The sequence below is a fragment of the Rhodococcus sp. IEGM 1366 genome (assembly GCF_033142425.1).
Taxonomy (GTDB): domain Bacteria; phylum Actinomycetota; class Actinomycetes; order Mycobacteriales; family Mycobacteriaceae; genus Rhodococcus_F; species Rhodococcus_F globerula.
The window spans coordinates 158,782-178,058 of sequence record NZ_JAWLRZ010000003.1 but is presented as its reverse complement, the minus strand read 5'-3'; the positions used below and the strand labels follow the sequence as shown (position 1 = coordinate 178,058).

16 protein-coding genes and 1 riboswitch are annotated in these 19,277 nt (G+C 61.6%); of the genes, 9 read left to right on the top strand and 7 right to left on the bottom strand.

The features are described from left to right. Positions 1-283 precede the first annotated feature (283 nt). Positions 284-1,099 (bottom strand): ABC transporter, encoded by an 816-nt coding sequence (locus R4P64_RS10580; protein WP_233364190.1) that lies wholly within the window; start codon positions 1,097-1,099, stop codon positions 284-286. A gap of 67 nt (positions 1,100-1,166) precedes the next feature. Then, entirely contained in the window at positions 1,167-1,481 is a 315-nt protein-coding gene (locus R4P64_RS10575) for a DMT family transporter (RefSeq protein WP_033232602.1), read from the bottom strand. An 11-nt stretch (positions 1,482-1,492) separates the two neighbouring features. Further along, positions 1,493-1,555, bottom strand: a riboswitch (guanidine-III (ykkC-III) riboswitch). 130 nt (positions 1,556-1,685) lie between these two features. On the opposite strand from R4P64_RS10575, the gene R4P64_RS10570 reads away from it, so the two are divergent. Beyond that, on the top strand, positions 1,686-2,393 hold the full coding sequence (locus tag R4P64_RS10570) for a response regulator transcription factor (protein ID WP_033232268.1): 708 nt from the start codon (positions 1,686-1,688) through the stop codon (positions 2,391-2,393). Further along, positions 2,390-3,841, top strand: a complete 1,452-nt coding sequence (locus tag R4P64_RS10565; RefSeq protein WP_317820681.1) for a HAMP domain-containing sensor histidine kinase — start codon at positions 2,390-2,392, stop codon at positions 3,839-3,841. Before R4P64_RS10570 ends, R4P64_RS10565 begins: the two co-directional genes overlap by 4 nt. Before the next feature lie 283 nt (positions 3,842-4,124). Here the strand turns inward: R4P64_RS10565 and R4P64_RS10560 are convergent, their stop codons facing one another. Then, a complete protein-coding gene (locus R4P64_RS10560; RefSeq protein ID WP_033232267.1) occupies positions 4,125-4,760 on the bottom strand; it encodes a ScbR family autoregulator-binding transcription factor in 636 nt (211 codons plus the stop codon). A 212-nt stretch (positions 4,761-4,972) separates the two neighbouring features. Continuing rightward, positions 4,973-5,401: an HIT family protein gene (locus R4P64_RS10555; protein WP_116102257.1), complete on the bottom strand. Its 429-nt coding sequence runs from the start codon at positions 5,399-5,401 to the stop codon at positions 4,973-4,975. Between the two features lie 140 nt (positions 5,402-5,541). Between R4P64_RS10555 and R4P64_RS10550 the strand changes: the two genes are divergently transcribed. The 4 genes from R4P64_RS10550 to R4P64_RS10535 all read left to right on the top strand — a co-directional run bounded on the left by R4P64_RS10550 (position 5,542) and on the right by R4P64_RS10535 (position 12,065). Further along, positions 5,542-6,783 carry a bifunctional glycosyltransferase family 2/GtrA family protein gene (locus R4P64_RS10550; protein ID WP_141486493.1) on the top strand — a complete coding sequence of 414 codons (1,242 nt, stop codon included), beginning with the start codon at positions 5,542-5,544 and terminating at the stop codon, positions 6,781-6,783. Further along, positions 6,780-8,858, top strand: a complete 2,079-nt coding sequence (locus tag R4P64_RS10545; protein WP_317820678.1) for a glycosyltransferase family 39 protein — start codon at positions 6,780-6,782, stop codon at positions 8,856-8,858. Before R4P64_RS10550 ends, R4P64_RS10545 begins: the two co-directional genes overlap by 4 nt. 134 nt (positions 8,859-8,992) lie before the next feature. Beyond that, on the top strand, positions 8,993-10,249 hold the full coding sequence (gene purD, locus R4P64_RS10540; RefSeq protein ID WP_317820677.1) for a phosphoribosylamine--glycine ligase: 1,257 nt from the start codon (positions 8,993-8,995) through the stop codon (positions 10,247-10,249). A gap of 157 nt (positions 10,250-10,406) precedes the next feature. Next, positions 10,407-12,065: a GMC oxidoreductase gene (locus R4P64_RS10535; RefSeq protein WP_317820676.1), complete on the top strand. Its 1,659-nt coding sequence runs from the start codon at positions 10,407-10,409 to the stop codon at positions 12,063-12,065. Positions 12,066-12,120: 55 nt separating this feature from the next. Here the strand turns inward: R4P64_RS10535 and R4P64_RS10530 are convergent, their stop codons facing one another. The 3 genes from R4P64_RS10530 to R4P64_RS10520 all read right to left on the bottom strand — a co-directional run bounded on the left by R4P64_RS10530 (position 12,121) and on the right by R4P64_RS10520 (position 15,310). Continuing rightward, the gene (locus R4P64_RS10530) at positions 12,121-13,359 is read right to left on the bottom strand and encodes an HNH endonuclease signature motif containing protein (RefSeq protein ID WP_317820675.1); all 1,239 of its coding nucleotides are present in this window, start codon (positions 13,357-13,359) and stop codon (positions 12,121-12,123) included. A 167-nt stretch (positions 13,360-13,526) separates the two neighbouring features. Continuing rightward, positions 13,527-14,483 carry an esterase/lipase family protein gene (locus tag R4P64_RS10525; RefSeq protein ID WP_317820674.1) on the bottom strand — a complete coding sequence of 319 codons (957 nt, stop codon included), beginning with the start codon at positions 14,481-14,483 and terminating at the stop codon, positions 13,527-13,529. 215 nt (positions 14,484-14,698) lie between these two features. Further along, positions 14,699-15,310: a TetR/AcrR family transcriptional regulator gene (locus tag R4P64_RS10520; protein WP_162487754.1), complete on the bottom strand. Its 612-nt coding sequence runs from the start codon at positions 15,308-15,310 to the stop codon at positions 14,699-14,701. A 118-nt stretch (positions 15,311-15,428) separates the two neighbouring features. Between R4P64_RS10520 and R4P64_RS10515 the strand changes: the two genes are divergently transcribed. From R4P64_RS10515 to R4P64_RS10505, 3 genes are all read left to right on the top strand, one after another. Beyond that, the gene (locus tag R4P64_RS10515; RefSeq protein WP_317820672.1) at positions 15,429-16,631 is read left to right on the top strand and encodes a CoA transferase; all 1,203 of its coding nucleotides are present in this window, start codon (positions 15,429-15,431) and stop codon (positions 16,629-16,631) included. Positions 16,632-16,713: 82 nt separating this feature from the next. Continuing rightward, a complete protein-coding gene (locus R4P64_RS10510; RefSeq protein WP_317820670.1) occupies positions 16,714-18,147 on the top strand; it encodes an aldehyde dehydrogenase family protein in 1,434 nt (477 codons plus the stop codon). 35 nt (positions 18,148-18,182) lie between these two features. After that, positions 18,183-19,229 (top strand): zinc-binding dehydrogenase, encoded by a 1,047-nt coding sequence (locus tag R4P64_RS10505; protein ID WP_317544782.1) that lies wholly within the window; start codon positions 18,183-18,185, stop codon positions 19,227-19,229. The last annotated feature ends 48 nt before the right edge of the window (positions 19,230-19,277 follow it).

Genomic DNA, 19,277 nt, shown 5'->3' with positions numbered 1-19,277 from the left:
AACACATCCGTAAGAAGTTACGACTGTAGTACAAGATTCTTCGTCAAGTCCCCGGATGCTCCGTGCATGGCCTATTCTCAGCGCCAGCGCACAAACTTGTACGTGTAACCCGAAGACAGTGAAGGGGATACGACAATGAATGGACTTATTGCCGCATTGAACAGCGGATTCACCCTCGGCCTGGCGAACACGATCCTGACTTTCGGCGGAATTATCGTCAATCTCAATATCGTGATCAATAACTGACTCCGCGAAACTACTCTGTTATGCAGGTAAGAACCCGTTATGCGGGTTCCATGCCTACATCGGATATCGGCCGCTCGCTCTTGCCTTTGAGCCATCGGTTGGGGAGCTTTCCGGCAAGTTCTCCGAGTGGGCCCACGGCGGCACTCAGTACCGCGACGGTGTCCTGAAGTATCTCGATGCTCGCACTCATGCGTTCGAGGTTGGGGGCCAATGACGTCAGAGTGTCGGAAAGGGCAACAATCTGATCGAGTGGACCACCCTCGGCGATAAGTCTTTCGAATGCGCCGTTCTCTGCGAGCAGCGTTTCGAGGATTCCGTTTTCTGCCAGTGCGCGATCGATGACGCCGTTCTTTGCGGTGAGGCGCTCCACCGCGCCGTCCTGGGCCGTCAATCTTTCCAATGGGCCGTCTTCGGCCGTCATCCGGTCGAGTAGCCCACCGGGTGCAAGCAGTCGCTCCAACGCGCCGTCCTCGGCGAGCACTCGGTCCAGCGGGCCGCCCGGCGCGAGCACGCGTTCGAGCGGGCCACCTGGAGCTAGAAGGCGTTCGAGTGTTCCGTCCGGTGCAGTCAACTTGTCGACCGGACCGCCGGGGGCCAACAGTCGATCGAGTGGCCCGCCGGCGGCGAGAGCCTGCCCGATGGGACGGTCGTCCGCTGTCAGAGACGACAACTGTTGAATCATCTGCAACGGCCCGCGCGGATTTGCCAGAGATGCCGCGCCGACCGTCGCGGCGCCTGGGTTCGAGATGACAACTCGTACGGTTGTCACCGTCAGTTCGGCAATACCCAGGCTGATTTCTGCGGCGGCGATGCCCGCGCGCACGGGTAGCGTGAGTATCTCGACCAGTCTCATTGAATAACTGTAACCGGTCACACACAAATACTCGCCCGGATAATGCGAGCGTCAGTGCAGAAGAACGTCAGTGCAGAACCTTGAGGCCGACCACTGCTCCGATGATGACCAGAATCAACAGGACTTTGACGATCGACGAGGACTCGGTACCCGTGATCATGGCGTATCCGACGGTCAGCGCGGCGCCGATGCCGACCCAGATTGCGTACGCAGTGCCGATCGGAAGTGTCCGCATTGCGTACGCAAGACCGGCCATGCTGACGATCAGACCGAGTATGAACACGATGGTGGGTGACAGCTTGCTGAATCCATCGGATTTGCCCAGTGCGGTGGCCCACACAGCTTCGAAGATTCCGGAAATTACGAGCACGATCCATGCCATGACGAACACTCCTAACACCGTCTTGTCGCTGGCCGGGTACGGTGTGCTCGTCCGGATGTCGTTACCGACTCACTTCACGATAGCAACGGAACGCAGGTCGAAGGCTGATTCGGGCGGTCAGACCAGTCACATCCGAAACCGTTCACAGGAACTTCCCAGGGAACACGCAGCGTGAATCCAGTAGGAGGGGAGAAGATCGTTTTTGTGACCGACAAGCCAAGTGAAGCCCGCATCCTCGTTGTCGACGACGAGCCCACCATCGTGGAGTTGCTCTCCGTGAGCCTCCGTTTTCAAGGTTTTGAGGTTGCCACCGCATCCAGTGGCGCCGAAGGCCTCGACGTGGCGCGGACATTCCGTCCCGACGCGATCATCTTGGACGTCATGATGCCCGGAATGGATGGTTTCGGACTGCTGCGACGGTTGCGTGCGGACGGCGTCGACGCACCGGTGCTTTTTCTGACGGCGAAGGACGCGTTGGACGACAAGATCACCGGCCTCACGTTGGGTGCTGATGATTACGTGACCAAGCCGTTCAGCCTCGAGGAAGTGGTGACGCGGTTGCGCGTCATATTGCGCCGAGCAGGGCGCGGAGTTGCGCCGGAGCAGTCCCCTCGGGTTACGTTCGCGGACATCGAACTTGACGACGACACGCGTGAAGTGTGGAAGAACGGAGAGCTGGTATCGCTGTCTCCGACGGAGTTCACTCTGCTGCGGTACTTCATGGTCAATGCCGGCACTGTCCTGAGCAAGCCGCGCATCCTCGATCACGTCTGGAACTACGACTTCGGCGGCGAGGTGGGTGTGGTCGAGTCCTATGTTTCCTACCTTCGACGCAAAGTCGACACGGGTGAGACTCCATTGATCCACACGTTGCGTGGCGTCGGGTACGTGATGCGCGAACCTCGGCGATGACTTCGCAGTCGCAGACCGAAAAGCCTTCCTCGGGAAGGCGATTCCGTGTGCATGCGCTTCCGCTCCGATTCACGCTTGTGGCCGCACTACTCATTCTGGCTGGAATGGGTTTGCTCGCATCCGGAGTGGCGGTGACGTCTGCGCTCGAGAACTCGCTGACGCAACGTACCGATCGGACTCTGTACGAGGCCATCGACGGTTGGGCAAAGCCGCATTCGCGAGATGTCCAGCCGCCCAGCGCCGTCGGCCCGAATACCCGTCCGCCGAGCCCGTTCTTCGTGCGCACGGTGACTGCGGACGGAAAAATCATCACCCTGAACGACCAATCGTCGTCGACAACGCCGGACCTGTCTGTCGACGCGACGAACGGGCCGGTCACGACAGGTTCGACGGACGGTTCGGATGTGAAGTGGCGTGTGCTCTCCACTGTTCGAGACGGAACAACCACCACAATCGGCGTCCGCATGACGGATATCGAGCAGACTGTCGACGACCTGATCGGTCTCCAGTTCGGGATCGGTGTGGTGGTGTTACTCGTACTCGGCGGTGCGGCCTACTTCGTCGTCCGTCGTAGTCTTCGGCCTTTGGTAGAAGTTGAGGAAACTGCAGCAGCCATTGCCGCGGGCGATCTCCACCGACGCGTTCCAGAAAGGGACGATCGTACCGAAATCGGTCGATTGTCGGTGGCGCTCAACGGAATGCTGGCCCAGATTCAGCGGGCCTTTGCTGCAACGGAGGCGTCGGAAGAATCGGCACGCCGCTCGGAAGAGCGTATGCGACGTTTTGTCGGCGATGCGAGCCATGAATTGCGCACTCCGCTGACTACCATCCGCGGGTTCTCGGAACTGTATCGCCAAGGTGCCATGACGGATACGGCCACACTGATGAACCGCATCGAAGGGGAAGCGTCGAGGATGGGCTTGCTGGTCGAAGACCTCCTGATGCTCGCGCGACTCGACGAGCAACGTCCACTGGACAACAAGACGGTGGATCTCCTTGCCGTTGTGGCAGATTCGATTCAAGCGGCGCGGGCCATCGCGCCCGATCGGAGCGTCACGCTGGCGATGACGGGTGGGCCGGGGACCCCCGAGGTTATCGGGGATCAGGCCCGCCTGCGCCAAGTAGTCGCGAACCTGGTCGGAAATGCAGTCAAGCACACTCCGCCGGACGCTGAGATCGTCATTCGATTGGGGACTACCGAAGACACTGTGGTCATCGAGGTTTCGGATACCGGCCAAGGGCTCAGTGAGGAAGACGCGGCACGAATTTTCGAAAGGTTCTATCGCGCGGACACGTCCCGCACGAGGGAAACCGGCGGTGCGGGTCTCGGTCTGTCGATCGTGTCCGCGTTGGTCGCTGCGCACCACGGAACCGTCTCGGTGACCAGCGCGCCCGGCGAGGGTGCGACCTTCCGGGTCGAACTGCCTCGCGAGCACCACGAAGACTGACCTGGAGAGAAAACTGTGTAGCATCCACTGCGCAACACCACTCGAACGTCGTTGGCGCCAGACCGGTCACGAGGTAGTTCCGGGGCGACAAGATCGTGAAAACTGCTGCCGCCGAAGGTGAAAAAAGAACGATTACCTGCGTTATCTTCGAACAAGTCCAGCGACAGGCACATCTCGACGAAGTTGCACGCTTGTACGAGACAAGTGGTAATCGACGTTCGGCGTGTCGAGTGCCACACGCGGAGTGCGCGACCCACCGCTGCCGAGTTCGAGGAAAGTCCGGTCAGGCGACGTAGGACTCGAGGCGGGTTCTCACCAGGGTGTCGATGTCGCCGCGACGCTTCTCCGAGACCACACCGGCAAGGAGCAGTACGAACAACTCGTCGATGCGCTCCGAGAGATCCGCTCGACGCGTCAGCACGTTCGAGACCATTTGCACGCCCGTGAATGTCGCCGTGACAACACGACCTACGGACTCGGGTGTGACGTCTTGGCGGATATCGCCTTCTTGCTGTGCGATGTCGGCCAGCCTTTGAAGTTCTCGAATCCAGGTGAGATAGGGCTCGAAGGGGCCGTCGGCAGTATTGAGCTCCAAGGTGAGTCGGATGCCGGCGCGAACGACTGGATCGGAGATCAATTGTCGAGCGATCTCGTTGCAGACCATGATGACCTGCTCCAATGCCGGGGCGCCGGTAGACGCAGCTGCAGAGAACGATGCCAGGGAAATGCGATGCTGCTCGTCGATGACGGCCTGGGCAAGTTCGTCTTTGGAGGAGAAGTGAAAGTAAACCGCGCCCTTGGTCATCCGTGACGCGGACACGATGTCATTCATGCTGGTGCTGCCGTACCCAGAGATTTCGAAACGGTCAGCCGCGCCGCGGAGAATCTGCTGGCGACTGATTTTGGCGCGTTCCTGCATTGCTTCCGTTCCTCCGAATGGTCCCAACTGGTGTGTCCCGTTGGGCGCTGGTCCTGCGACCAGCGCTCAACGGTAGCAGCGAAACTCGTTGTTGTGCGACAACGTAAACGGACTGTTCGGAATGTGGAAGTGCAGGTCACCGTCAATAAACGGAATAAAGTGGACGGCCGCAACACTGGATCGGACATTGCGGCAACTCTCACAGTTAACCGTCAGCGCGCTGAAACGTTGCTCGTATGTCCGATTTCGCGAAGTGCTGCCTTCAGACGTGCTTGGGCGTCTTCGAGAGATTCAGGCGACGGCGACGGATCGGCGCCACTGATGTCGAAATTTCCCATTGTGTATGCGGGAAAAACATGGACGTGCAGATGCGGCACTTCCAAACCGGCGATCAGGAGCCCGGCGCGCGGCGCGTCGAACGCTTTGCGCACGGCCTGTCCCATCGTGCGCGCAACTGCGGTCACTTTGGCAAAAAGTTCGGGATCGACGTCCTGCCACTGATCTACCTCGGTACGAGGAACTACCAGTACATGGCCCTGTGTCACCGGCGCGATAGTAAGGAAGGCAACGACGTCGTCGTCCTCCCACACAAAACGGCCAGGTAGGTCCCCGTTGATGATGGCGCTGAATACTGAAGGCATAGGTCAAAGGCTATCCCGCACAGTGTTTGGCAGGAAACCCGTCGGTTGGCAGGAAAGCTCGTCGACTGGGAATCTGGTTGCCAGGAAACTCCCAGCCCGTGTCCAGAGTGATCACGGCGTAGCGGGCGATTCTGAGACGCATGACGACAGAAGCCATGCAGACCGTGGGCGCCACGGACGCTGGGGGACGTTCCACGACGGCGGTAGTGCTGGACGTGGTGGTCCCGGTGTACAACGAGGAAGCCGGCCTCGCCACGTGCGTTCGGCGGTTGCGCCACCACCTACGAACCCACGTTCCCTATCCGGCGCGGATAACGATCGCCGACAACGCCAGTGTCGACGGAACATTGGCAATCGGACGCTCTCTCGCCGAGGAATTCGACGACGTCCGAGTTGTGCACCTGGACGAGAAGGGGCGGGGTCGGGCGCTGCGGCAGGTATGGAGTGCGTCCGACGCCGACATTGTCGCGTACATGGACGTGGATCTCTCCACCGATCTCAATGCATTGATGCCGCTGATCGCACCGTTGGTGTCCGGGCATTCGGATATCGCGATCGGATCCCGGTTGGCACGTTCGTCGCGGGTCGTTCGCGGCCCCAAACGTGAGTTCATCTCACGCAGTTACAACCTCATTCTGCGCAGCGCACTGCACGCCCGGTTCTCCGACGCCCAGTGCGGATTCAAGGCGATGCGCCTCGATGTTGCGCGCCAACTGCTTCCGTTGGTGGAGGACACAGGATGGTTCTTCGACACGGAACTGCTCGTATTGGCCGAGCGGTCCGGGATGCGAATCCACGAGGTACCGGTGGACTGGGTCGACGACCCCGACAGCCGAGTCGACATCGTTGCCACCGCAGTTGCCGATATCAAAGGAGTAGTGCGCGTGGGCCGAGCACTGTCGAGCGGATCTCTGCCGCTGGCGGACCTTCGGGCAAGCTTCGGACGGGAGCCGCTGGTTCCCGGTGTGCCACGCGGGATGGTCGGGCAGTTGGCCAGGTTTGCCGTTGTCGGTGTTGTCTCGACCCTGGCCTACGCACTCCTGTACCTCGCACTGCACTCGGTGATGGGTGCCCAGTGGGCAAACGCAGTTGCACTGCTGGTGACTGCGGTCTTCAACACCACGGCCAATCGTGCCTTCACCTTCGGTATCCGAGGTTCGGAAGGTTCCGGGCGCCATCAGGCACAAGGTCTGCTGGTATTCGCGTTCGGGCTCCTTCTCACCAGTGGATCGTTGTTCGTGCTGCATTCCGCGGCCCCTGGCGCATCCAAACATATCGAGTTGGCCGTCCTGGTCATCGCCAATCTTGTTGCCACAGTGAGTCGATTTGTTGCACTTCGCTGGGTATTCCGTTCCGCACAACCTGTAGGAGTTACTCGATGACCGCCACTGTCGAACAGGAGAGTGTCGTCGCGCCTCTTCCCGAACCGCCACGTTCCGTGCGCTGGGAGCCGTGGGCTTTGGGTGCGCTTCTTGTGGGTACCGGTGTTGCCTACATCTGGGGGTTGGGAGCTTCCGGTTGGGCGAACTCGTTCTATGCCGCTGCGGTGCAAGCTGGTTCGGTGTCGTGGAAGGCTTTCTTCTTCGGCTCTTCGGACGCGGCCAACTCGATTACCGTCGACAAGCCGCCGATGTCGCTGTGGCTCATGTCGTTGTCCGTGCGCATCTTCGGGCTCAGTTCGTGGGCGATGTTGGTGCCGCAGGCGTTGCTCGGTGTCGGTTCGGTCGCGCTGTTGTGGGCTACCGTTCGCCGGTACTTCGGCGCCGCCGCGGGACTCCTCGCTGGGCTGGTTCTGGCGCTCACTCCTGTTGCCGCACTGATGTTCCGGTTCAACAACCCCGACGCGCTGCTGGTTCTCCTCATGATCGCGGCAGTATGGGCGATGATGAGAGCCGTCGAAGACGGCCGAACCCGGTGGCTCGTGCTGGTCGGTGTGTTCTGTGGCTTCGGCTTCCTGACCAAGCAGTTGCAAGTCATGCTTGTCGTCCCGCCGTTGGCGTCGACCTACCTGATCGCGGGTCCTCCGAAGTTGGGCAGGCGGGTTCTGCAACTGTTTGCCGCACTCGGCGGTCTGATCGTTTCTGCCGGTTGGTGGTTGGCGATCGTGGAACTGTGGCCGGCTGATTCGCGTCCGTGGATCGGCGGTTCGCAGAACAACTCCATTCTCGAATTGACGCTCGGCTACAACGGATTGGGCCGATTGAGCGGCAACGAGACCGGCAGCGTCGGCGGGGGTGGAGCGGCACCGGGTGGCGCAGGCGGCGGTGGCGGCATGTGGGGTACCACTGGCATCACGCGGCTGTTCGAATCAGCCCAGGGCGGCCAGATAGCCTGGCTGATTCCGGCAGCACTCATTTTGCTTGTTGCCGGAATCGTAGTGCGGGGTAAGGCACCTCGTGTCGACACGCAGCGCGCGTCGTTCATCGTGTGGGGTCTCTGGTTGCTGGTAACCGGACTGACCTTCAGCTTCATGGCCGGAATTTTCCACGCCTACTACACGGTCGCGCTGGCCCCGGCGATTGCCGCGCTGGTCGGATCAGGCTCCGTGCTCTTGTGGCGTCGCCGCGAAACTGTGTGGGTTCGTATCGTCCTGGCTGTTTCACTGGCGGCAACTGTGGCGATGGCATGGGTATTGCTGGGACGCACACCGTCGTTTGTCCCGTGGCTGCGGTGGACCATTCTTGCGGTCGGCATTGTTGCCGCGGCGGCGATGCTGATTCCCGCGATCACTCGGGGACGACTGGTAGTCGTGGTGGTACTCGCGGCGCTGTTCACGGGACTCGCCGGGCCGAGCGCCTATGCGATCGACACGATCAACACTCCGCACACCGGTTCGATAGTCTCCGCCGGCCCCGGTGTTCAAGGTGGAATGGGTGGACCGGGTGGTGGTCGCGGGGGATTTGGTGGAGCAGGCGACGGCGGCACCCGACCTACTGGCGGCGCGGGCGCCACCCGACCTACTGGCGGCGCGGGCGCCGCAATGGGTACACCGCCCACCGGAATGGGTCAGGCCCCAGGTGCCGGCGCAACCCCGGGAGCTGCTGTCACGACGGGGACTGCAATCGACGGCGCTCGAGGTGGCATGGGCGGTTCGGCAGGTGGGCTCCTGCGGGGCAGCACCCCCGGTGCGGCTGTGGTGGAGAAGCTCGAGGAGAACGCCGACCAGTTCACCTGGGTAGCGGCGGCAATCGGGTCGAACAGTGCGTCGGGATACCAACTCGCGACGGAGTCTCCGGTCATGGCGATCGGCGGCTTCAACGGTAGCGATCCGTCGCCGACGCTCGAGCAGTTCCAGCAGTACGTGGCGGACGGGAAGATTCACTTCTTCATCGCAGGCGGCGGAATGGGCGGCGGTATGAACGCCGAAGGAACGGCCACCGCGATCTCGACATGGGTGACCGAGAACTTCACGGCGACCACAGTGGATGGAGTGACTCTCTACGACCTGACGGTCTGACACGCGCCGTCGGCAGGGTCGCGCAGTCCGGTCAACCTGATCGGACTGCGCGACCTTGTTCTGTCTTGTGTACAGGGAACCCCCAGGTGGCACACGCTGCGAGACGCATCGGTGTGGGGCCGTAGTCTGTTCACGTGCGCGTACTCGTAATCGGCTCCGGAGCCCGTGAACATGCCCTCCTTCTCTCTCTTGCTCGCGATCCAGGTGTCACGGCCCTGATCTGCGCGCCCGGTAATGCCGGTATCGCCAAGATCGCCGAGCAACACCCGGTCGACGTCGCGTCGGGCGAGGCTGTCACTGCGTTGGCGAAAAAGGTCGAGGCAGACCTCGTTGTCATCGGTCCTGAGGTTCCGCTGGTACTCGGTGTCGCCGATGCGGTGCGAGCAGCCGGTATCGCCTGCTTCGGGCCTTCTGCCGACGCAGCCCGCATCGAAGGTTCCAAGGCTTTTGCCAAGGACGTCATGGCTGTTGCCGGTGTCAAGACCGCTCACAGTGAGATCGTCGACAATCCCGCCAAGCTCGACGAGGCCCTCGATCGTTTCGGCCCCAACTGGGTGGTCAAGGACGACGGACTGGCCGCCGGCAAGGGCGTCGTAGTTACGACCGACCGCGGCGCAGCGCGTGACCACGCTGCCGAACTGCTCGAGAGTGGCCACCCGGTCTTGCTCGAATCATTCCTCGACGGACCCGAGGTGTCGCTCTTCTGCCTCGTCGACGGAGAGACGGTTGTTCCATTGCTGCCCGCGCAGGATCACAAGCGCGTCGGCGACGGTGACAGCGGACCCAACACCGGCGGCATGGGTGCGTACACCCCGTTGCCGTGGTTGCCGGACGAGATGGTCACGCAGATCGTCGACGACGTCGTGAAGCCTGTCGCCGCGGAGTTGGTTGCACGGGGCAGCGGTTTCACCGGCCTCCTCTACGCCGGCCTCGCGATGGGTGTCAACGGACCGGCCGTGGTCGAGTTCAACTGCCGATTCGGTGACCCGGAAACGCAGGCAGTTCTGGCGCTGCTCGAAACGCCGCTGGGCGGATTGCTCAACGCCGCGTCCACCGGCACGCTCGATTCCGTTGGTCCGTTGCAGTGGCGCGACGGCAGTGCCGTCACAGTCGTGATTGCCGCAGAGAACTACCCGGCGACGCCGCGCACAGGCGACGTGATCACCGGAGCAGACGCCGAGGGCGTTCTCCATGCCGGCACAAAAAAGCGTGACGACGGCGCCGTGGTGTCGGCCGGCGGTCGTGTGCTGAGTGTTGTCGGAGTGGGTAAGGATCTTGCCGAAGCACGCGACGACGCCTACGCGAAGATTGCACTCGTGAAGCTTCCCGGTGGGCATTTCCGAACCGATATCGGCCTCGGTGCCGTCGAGGGGCGTATCGCTCTTCCCTGATCCACATCTTCCTTAAGTGACCGGTGAACCGTGTGTTCACCGGTCACTTTTGTTTGAAATGAACGACTGCTCGATGTTACCGACGGGTATTGCTCATCGGAGTTGTTCGGGAACGGTATATCTCTGCGCGGGGGCCAACCGAACAAGAAGGAGTCACTTGAGCATTCGAGCTGGATCCAAGGACCGATACGCGCGTACCACTTCCGGGCTGACGCGTAGAAACTTCCTTGCCGCAACAGGATTAGCTGTAGGCGCTGCCGCATTGTCTTCGTCGTGGACGACGGCAGCGGCCACGCCCCGACGGGCGCTGAGTGACGGTGACCGCGTTCCGGCCCTGGTGATAGGTAGTGGCTACGGAGGAGCAGTCGCAGCACTGCGATTGACGCAGGCCGGTATCGACACGCACATGGTCGAGATGGGCCGATCCTGGACCACCCCGGGATCCGACGGTAAGATCTTCTGCCCGACGCTCTCGCCGGATGGTCGTTCATTCTGGCTCAGAGATCGCACAGTACAACCGGTTTCGCACTTCTCGGGCGGTTCGATCGACAAGAACATCAGCCGATACGTCGGCGTTCTCGACGCCGAGGACTTCGGTGGGATCAAGGTCTACCAGGGTCGCGGGGTGGGCGGCGGATCGCTTGTCAACGGCGGAATGGCGGTGACGCCGAAGCGCAACTACTTCGAGGAAATCCTTCCCGGTGTCGATTCCGAAGAGATGTACTCGACCTACTTCCCGCGGGCCAACGCTGCGCTGGGTGTGAACAATATCGATCCTGCCTGGTTCGAGTCGACCGAGTATTACGCATTCGCGAGAACCGGCCGGAAGACCGCCGAGAGATCAGGTTACACAACAACATTCGTTCCTAACGTTTACGACTTCAACTACATGAAGCAGGAGGCTTCGGGGGCGGTTGCCAAGTCCGCCCTGGCGTCCGAGGTCATTTTCGGAAACAACGCGGGCAAGAAGTCCCTCGACAAGACCTACCTCGCGGCGGCGTCGGCAACCGGACGCCTGACGATTTCCGCACTGCATGTCGTGACCAGTGTGTCGCCGGCAGCAACCGGCGGTGGGTATCAGGTAGTGATGAACCAGATCAACGAGCAGGGAAACACCGTCGGAACCAAGACGGTTGTTGCCGACAAGGTCTTCTTTGCAGCGGGAAGCATCGGAACCAGCAAGTTGCTCGTGTCGATGAAAGCGCAAGGGCAACTGGCGAACCTACCTGGAGCCGTCGGCCAGGAATGGGGTCACAACGGCAACGTGATGGTGGCCCGCGCCAACCACATGTGGGACGCGACAGGGGCAAAGCAAGCGTCGATACCGGTGATGGGTATCGACAACTGGGCCGATTCCACAGCACCTGTATTCGCGGAGATTGCACCGTTCCCGGCCGGGACCGAGCTATGGGTGAGCCTGTACCTGGCAATTGCCAAGAATCCCGAACGCGCGCAATTCCAGTTCAACTCCACCACCGGCAAGGTTGGACTGAATTGGCAACGCTCCCAGAATCAACCGTCGATCACCATGGCCAAGAAGGTGTTCGACAAGATCAACAAGAAGGAAGGCACTATCTATCGCACCGATCTTTTCGGTCCGGTCCAGACGTGGGGCGATCAACTGACATACCATCCGCTCGGCGGGTGCGTGCTGGGTAAGGCGACCGACAATTACGGCAGGCTTCCCGAGTATCCGGGACTCTATGTCATGGACGGCTCCCTGGTTCCAGGCAACGTCGGTGTGAATCCGTTTGTCACCATTACCGCTCTGGCGGAACGGAATATCGAGAACATCATCGCGAACGACATGCACTAGCTCAGCAGCAATGTGCACCGGGGCATGTTTCTGCCCCGGTGCACACGTTTGTTCTTCAGGCCGCTGTCGGCGGTGTGTTCCCGGGAGCGGGAACTTGATACGGATCCACGGACATTGGTGGATAGAACCGGGTTTTTCGGTCGTCTCCGATGTCGACTCGCCACTCGGTGTGATGCATCATCCGATGGTGGTGACCGCATAACAAGATCAAATTATCGAGATCCGTGGGGCCGTCATCGAGCCAGTGGATCAGATGGTGGGCATCGCACCAGCCCGGTGGAGTGCCGCAACCGGGGAAGGCGCATCCGCCGTCTCGCACCGTCAGGGCCCGCCGCTGCGGGACGCTGGCAAGGCGCGCTTTCATGCCGTGATTGAGCGGAACACCGTTGCCGTCGAGGAGGATTCGGGTGACCTCGCAGTCGCAGGCCAGCATGCGGGCGGTGTCGAGGCTGATGGGGCCGGCCCAGTTGGTGATCGCGTACCCGAGTTCTTCAGTGGAGGGCAGCATGTCTTTGAGGGCCTGAAGATCGGTCATGTCTTTTGCGGTGGCGGTGATCGTCAGGTGGGGTTTCACGCCGCCTTCGACGGGACCGAGGCCCGCGGCTTCGTAGCGGCGCAGCATTTCGCAGAACCCGTCGGCGCGTCGAAGTGCCGGGGTGCGTTCGTCTTTCACGCCGTCCTTCTCCGGGGTGGGCGCCGAGAGGGCGGACAGTAGTGCGATGAGACGGGCGCCGTTGACGGCGTCGAGGTCACCTTTCACGCTGACTCGCCCGTACAGTCCGCGGGAGGCGTAGAACTCGTTGAGCTCGGAATCTTCACCGGCCGGCACTCCGTCGGCACGGTTGCCGTACTGCTTCTGAATCCGCCGGATCGCGGCGCGGACGGAATCGCAGTCGGTGACCTTTTTCGAGGCGAGGGTCAGGAGGATCTCGCGGGCTTTCTCGACGTCGGCGAGGCTCATGTTCTTGGGCGGGTGCTGGCAGAAGTGGGCGACCTGCCGCGCTTTCAACGCGTCGATGTCGCCGTCGTGAAAAGATTGTCCGACAACAGGTTCGAGCATGAACAACCGCGCCAGGCCGACAAGTTGGCTGCATTCACCGATCTCGAGATTCGTGGACAGGTGCAGCCACTGCGCGATGGCCCGGAATCCTTTGCCGCCGAGTGTGTCGCGGGTGAACATTTCCGTGATCATCACGACCATGCGGGACTGCATCTGGTGCCGGGCGCGCGCGAGGTCGAGTACCTCGGTCTTGAGGCCCTCGCCGTCGTATTGCCACGCCTCCCGACTGTCCATGAACTAATTTTAGTCGAACATAATTTCGATTCCTAGGGACATATCGGACAGGTTTGACGGAGATTTGATCGAAAACCATGTATTTGCACTGCTATTCAGCTCTTCAGCGGGAATCGATAAGTTCAAAAGCTTGATCGGACAATGTTGTCGGTGAATCCGCGAGCGAATCAACCCCCGTGAAACGGAGTCACCAATACGCAGGGCACGGCGCGGGTACTCTCCGAGTCCAAGGCGTTGAGCACGTGCCCTGTCGCAACCCGTGATGCCGCAATGGCAAGATGGTCCGAGAAGTCCAGCGAACATCCATCCTGCACAAAGATATTCGTAGCATTAGGAGCCTCGGCATATCCACTGGTGTACGGGATCACCAGTTGGTCGTACCGGGTCATGATGTTGGTGTACGTCACGCTTGGCGCGTAGAGGCCTGCATAACTCCCTGCGTCACTCGCCCACAGTTTCGCCAGGAAATCTGACGCCGGAAGCCCTTGTGGGCAACCAGTGCAGAACGGAATCAAAGTCCGTGCGTCGTCGGGGGCCAGATCAAGGATCCACTGGCCGTCGCCGTTCGGACCAGTACCCAGAGTTCCCCTCCAGGCTGGACCCAGTGATACAAATTTATCCACAACGTGCGCTCCGCCAAAGTATTTGACGTAATAGTTGCCAACGAGGGTGCCCTCGGAAACGCCAACAATGCTGACCTTCTGCGCGCCTGTGGCAGTGCGAACACGCTCGACGAATTCCCCAACCTCTGCGGCGCTGTCCTCGAGTCGTCCCAGGCCGCCCACCGAATCGAACGGTGCCGGTAGGCTCGCGTTTTCCCCGAACGTCGGCGCAAAAACGCAGTATCCCTCGTTGGCTAGCAACGGTGAGATTGTGGTGAACATATTGAATCGGTTGGCACCCAATCCGTGTAGAAGAACCACAGGCTCTGGATGTGCGGCCGAAGGTACACAGTTCCAATCATTCGAGCCCGCCGCGGATCCGTATGGATCGCGGACCGAGTCCTGAACGAAGAGGTCATAGGGAACGGGATACTGAGGCTCAGCTGTCGCAATGGCACGGGATGAGCCGATCAGTAGTGCCAGGCCAGCCACCACAACCAGCATGGATCGAAACGCCGACATCCTTACCTCCGTGAATAGCGGACAATTCACGTCACGCTAACTGTCTTAAGGCGACAATGCGGAGGAATGATCAATACGTCTGGGTTATGGAATGGCCTTGGTTTCTATGGGGTACGTGGCGTTTACGACCCTCGCGTCATCGGCAACGGTGGCGGGGGAGGGTCTGTCGTGTCGATGTCTTCCGGGGCGAGATGCGACAGTTCTCCGGCGATACGTTATTGATGGCCGCCGCGTAGCCCGTCGAGCATCAGGTCGAACACCGCGGAAGCGCGGCTGTCGAGCTCGACGGCGTCGATCCCGAGGTCGCGGGCGATACTCTCACGAAATATGCCGTATCCGAGATACGTTGCAGCACTGAGCGCGTGCATCACATCGCCGTCCGCGTCGGCAGGGAGTTCGCCCGTCTTCTTGTCCCGTTCGAGCGCAATACGAGTGGCGTCGAGACCCGGGAAGATCTGAAAGTCAGGATCCTCGTCGAGGGCGAGGAGCGCCTCGAGCTTGACGAAATCGCGCTTGGACAGGGCGATCTGCCACATGGCCCGGCGACGGTCTGCAAATGGTTGGTCCCAGTGCGTTTTCGGGTCCGGGCGATTGCCTTCGAGTAGTCGCATAATCGCGGCGCGCAGCAGTCCTCGGCGGGTGCCGAAGTAGTGATAGATCTGCCCGTGGTTGACCCCGGCCTCTTTAGCGACCTCGCGCAGCGTGATTCCTGCCAGAACGCCATCGCGCTTGAGCAGTCGCAGCACTGCGTCGATCAGCTCGTTCTCGGTTTCTTCTCTGGTGCCTCGCGGGCGCCGGATGGGGGTCGAAGCATCTCTTTCGGACATGTTCTCCATGCTCCCAGCCTTCCTCGAAGCGTTCACGAGCACCGCTTGCCGTGACTCACTTCACAAGATACAGTCCACACCTACCAAACGTTAATAACGAACCGTTAATAGGTGGAACATGACCGAAACTGCGCTACCCCTCAAGGGAATCCGCGTCCTGGATATGGCAACGGTCCTGGCTGCGCCAGTGACCGCCACGTACCTCGGCGACTTCGGCGCCGAGGTCGTCAAGATCGAGGAACCCGGCACAGGTGACTTCATTCGTGGAGGCGGCGAGAGTAATTCCCTGCGATCACTGCAGTGGGTGCAAGAAGGACGAAACAAGAAATCGGTGACCGTCGACCTGCGCACCGAGCGGGGCCGTCAGCTGATCCGTGGGATGCTCCCGCATTTCGACGTGATCGTGACGAACTACCGTCCCCCCACACTGGAAAAGTGGGGATTGAGTCCCGAGACGATGGCCGAGATCAACCCCCGCGCCATCATTGTGTGCATCACCGGCTACGGCCTGACCGGCCCATATCGTGAGCGGGGCGCATTCGATCGCATCGCGAGCGCATTCTCCGGACTGACCTACGTCACCGGAGAACCCGAGCGAGACCCGGTGCGGTCCGGCTACTCGGTGATCGATTACATGTCCGCATATCTCGCCGCGTTCGCCGCCGTAACCGCCCTGTATCACCGCGACCAGCACGGTGGCCCCGGACAAATCATCGACCTAGGCCTGTACGAAGCAGGGTTCCGCGCGTGCGAGAACGCACTGCTGACCTACGGCGCTGAAGGACACGTACGTGAACGCGCCGGCAACCGCAATCTCGGCATCGTGCCGGCCAGTGACTTCGACACGGCCGACGGTCGCCGCATATCACTGCACGCCGGCACTGACGCCCTCTTTCGCAAGTTCGCCACGGTGATCGGCCAACCCCACCTCGCGACCGATCGGCGGTTTGCCACGAGAGCGGACCGAGTCGCGAACCAACAGCACTTGTATCCGATCATCGCCGAATGGGTCGCTGGCCAGACTGCCGACGGCGCAGTCAAGTTACTCAGCGACGCCGACGTCCCTGCGGCGCCGCTCATGAGCATCGCCGATATCGCGGCCGACCCGCACTATCGCGAACGCGGCACCATCGTGACCGTCGACGACATCGAATACGGCGAGCTGCCGATGGCCGCTCCCTTGCCCAAAATGAGCGCCACCCCGGGCACGATTCGCACTCTGGGGCCAGGCCTCGGGGAACACACCGACGAGATTCTGGCCCAGCTTCTACACCTGGACGACAGCGAGCTCGCTGGCCTGCGCGCCGACGGAGTCATCTGACGTCTGCGTCGAATTCTCGTAACCCACTGCCTTACAAGCTTATTCGATCACCGAAATGAACGATGCACAGAAAGTTGGTTCGATGTCCCCCATCTCCACCGTCTCTGACACCCTGAGGGTGATCAATCCGGCCACCGAAGAGGTTGCAGCCGAGCTCACAATAGACGGCGCGGACGAATGCGCTGCCGCCGTCGACCGCGCAACCGAGGCGCAGCGGGTGTGGGCTGCGATGGCCGGTGAACAGCGCAGCGAGCTGTTGTGGCGCTGGGCCCAACTGGTCGAGGACGACTGCGCCGAGCTCGGACGGCTCGATACCGAGGACACCGGCAAAGTGCTCTCCGATGCACGTGCTCAGGCCCGCCGTGGAGCCCGCCACGCCCGGTACTGGGCAGGCAAGGCAGACAAGCTTGTCGGTCAGCAGTTCGGCGATGTGCCCGGCCAGTTCTCCTACACGCGGCTCGAGGCCCTCGGTACCTATGTGGTGGTGCTGCCGTGGAACGCGCCGGCTCATTCGTTCATGGCGCGGGCCTGTCCACCTCTTGCCTGCGGTAACTCCGTCATTGTCAAGCCGTCAGAGCTCTCCCCGCGCTCAGCGATCCGGTTGGCCGAACTCGCCGTACAGGCGGGCATACCGACCGGCGTTCTCCAAGTGGTCGTCGGAGGCGGCGCCACCGGCGGCGCCCTGTGCTCGCACCCGGACGTGGCCGGGATTTCGTTCACAGGGTCCGTCCCGACCGGACAGCACATCGCCCGCGCGGCCGCCGATACATTCAAAAAGCTCACCCTCGAGATGGGCGGAAAATCGCCGATCATCGTATTCGACGACGCAGACCTCGACTCGGCTGCTCGCGCAACGGTCCTCGGCATCTTGAACAACGCAGGGCAGGTGTGCGCCGCCGGCAGTCGGCTCCTCGTCCATGCTTCTATCGCGAAGGATTTCGTGGCAGAAGTGGCCGCGCGTATGAGCAAGGTGCGTGTCGGTGATCCACTCGATCCGCAAACACAGGTCGGCCCCGTCGTCAGCAGCGGTCAGCACGAAAAGATCCTCGGATTCCTTGACACCGCGCGCAGCGAAGGAGCACGGATCGTGCTCGGTGGCGGCCGGGTGACAACACAGCAACGTGGGTTCTACATCGCCCCGACGCTGATCGACCAAGTCGACCCTGCGATGACAGTCGCGAGCGAAGAGATCTTCGGTCCGGTGCTCAGCGTGCTGACCTTCGAGACCGAGGCGCAGGCACTCGAACTTGCGAACGCCACAGAATTCGGGCTCTCGTCCTATGTGTGGACCCGCGACCTGGGTCGGATGATCCGGATGAGCGAGGGAATCGAAGCCGGTGTCGTGCACGGTAATTCGAATCTCATGCTGGACTCGGGGCTGCCGTTCGGCGGTTTCAAACAGAGCGGTCTCGGTGGCGCCTATGGCGATGATGCGGTCTCCGGCTGCACCCGAACAAAACGCGTCACGCTTCGTACCGCCAATACCCCCCTGCCCGGGCCGTGGCCGGGAATCTGACGTCATCCCTCCCACCCCAACTTTGGAGACCACTCATGCCAATGAACACCCGCATCATCGTCCAAGACGCGACCGACGGCCCCCTCGCTCTACGCGAGGTGACGCTGCCCGACCCCGGCCCGCATGACGTTCTCGTGCAGATCCATGCCACCGGCGTGTGCCAAAGCCAGCTGTTCTGGATGCACGCCGATCACGCCGAACCGATGTTGTTCGGACATGAGGGGTACGGCACCGTCCTCGCCACCGGATCCGCCGTCACCCACATCGCGGCCGGCGAGGCCGCGATGATCACGTGGGTGCCCCGCACCGACGACCGCATTCCCACCCGCGCTTCGATCGATCTTCCTGACGGACGCACAGCTCACTCACCCAACGTCTACACCTGGGCCGAACACGCACTGGTCGACGAACTGTATGTAATGCCGTTACCTCCCGAATCACGTGAGGACGTCGTCTCGGTTGTCGGCTGTGCGGTTGTCACCGGTGCGGGCGCCCTCTGCAATGCTGCCCCCGTCGAGCCCGGCAACACGGTCGCGGTGTTCGGCGCCGGTGGAGTCGGCCTGTCCGCCGTCGCCGCTGCATCGATCCGTGGCGCGTCACGCATCGTTGCAGTCGATCTCGATGCCGAAAAGCTCGCCTTCGCCAAACAATTCGGAGCCACCGACACCATCGATGCTTCGGTGACGGACAACCCCGCCGCAGCTATCGTCGAACTGACGGGAGGGGTCGACATCGCCGTGGACTGCGTCGGGCTCACCTCCACCACCGTGCAAGCCCTCGACAGTGTGCGCGCCGGTCGAGTCGGCGGTCGGCGAGGTGGCACGGTAGTCCTCGTCGGACTCCCCAAGGGCCTCACCGAACTCAATCTCGCCGGTCTCATCGGCGGTCAGAAGCAACTTATCGGAACCACCGCAGGCGGCTGCGGCCAAGACGACATCGGGACGTTCCTCGACTGGCACACCGAAGGCCTGCTCGATCTCAACACGCTCGTCACCAACCGCTACATCCTCGAGGACATCGACCGAGCTGTCAGCGACCTCGCAGCCGGCAGAGTTCTCGGCCGCGCAATAGTCACGATGTGACGGGCGTTCAGAACCAGGTGTCATCACCGCCAAATTCCCTGTCGCTCC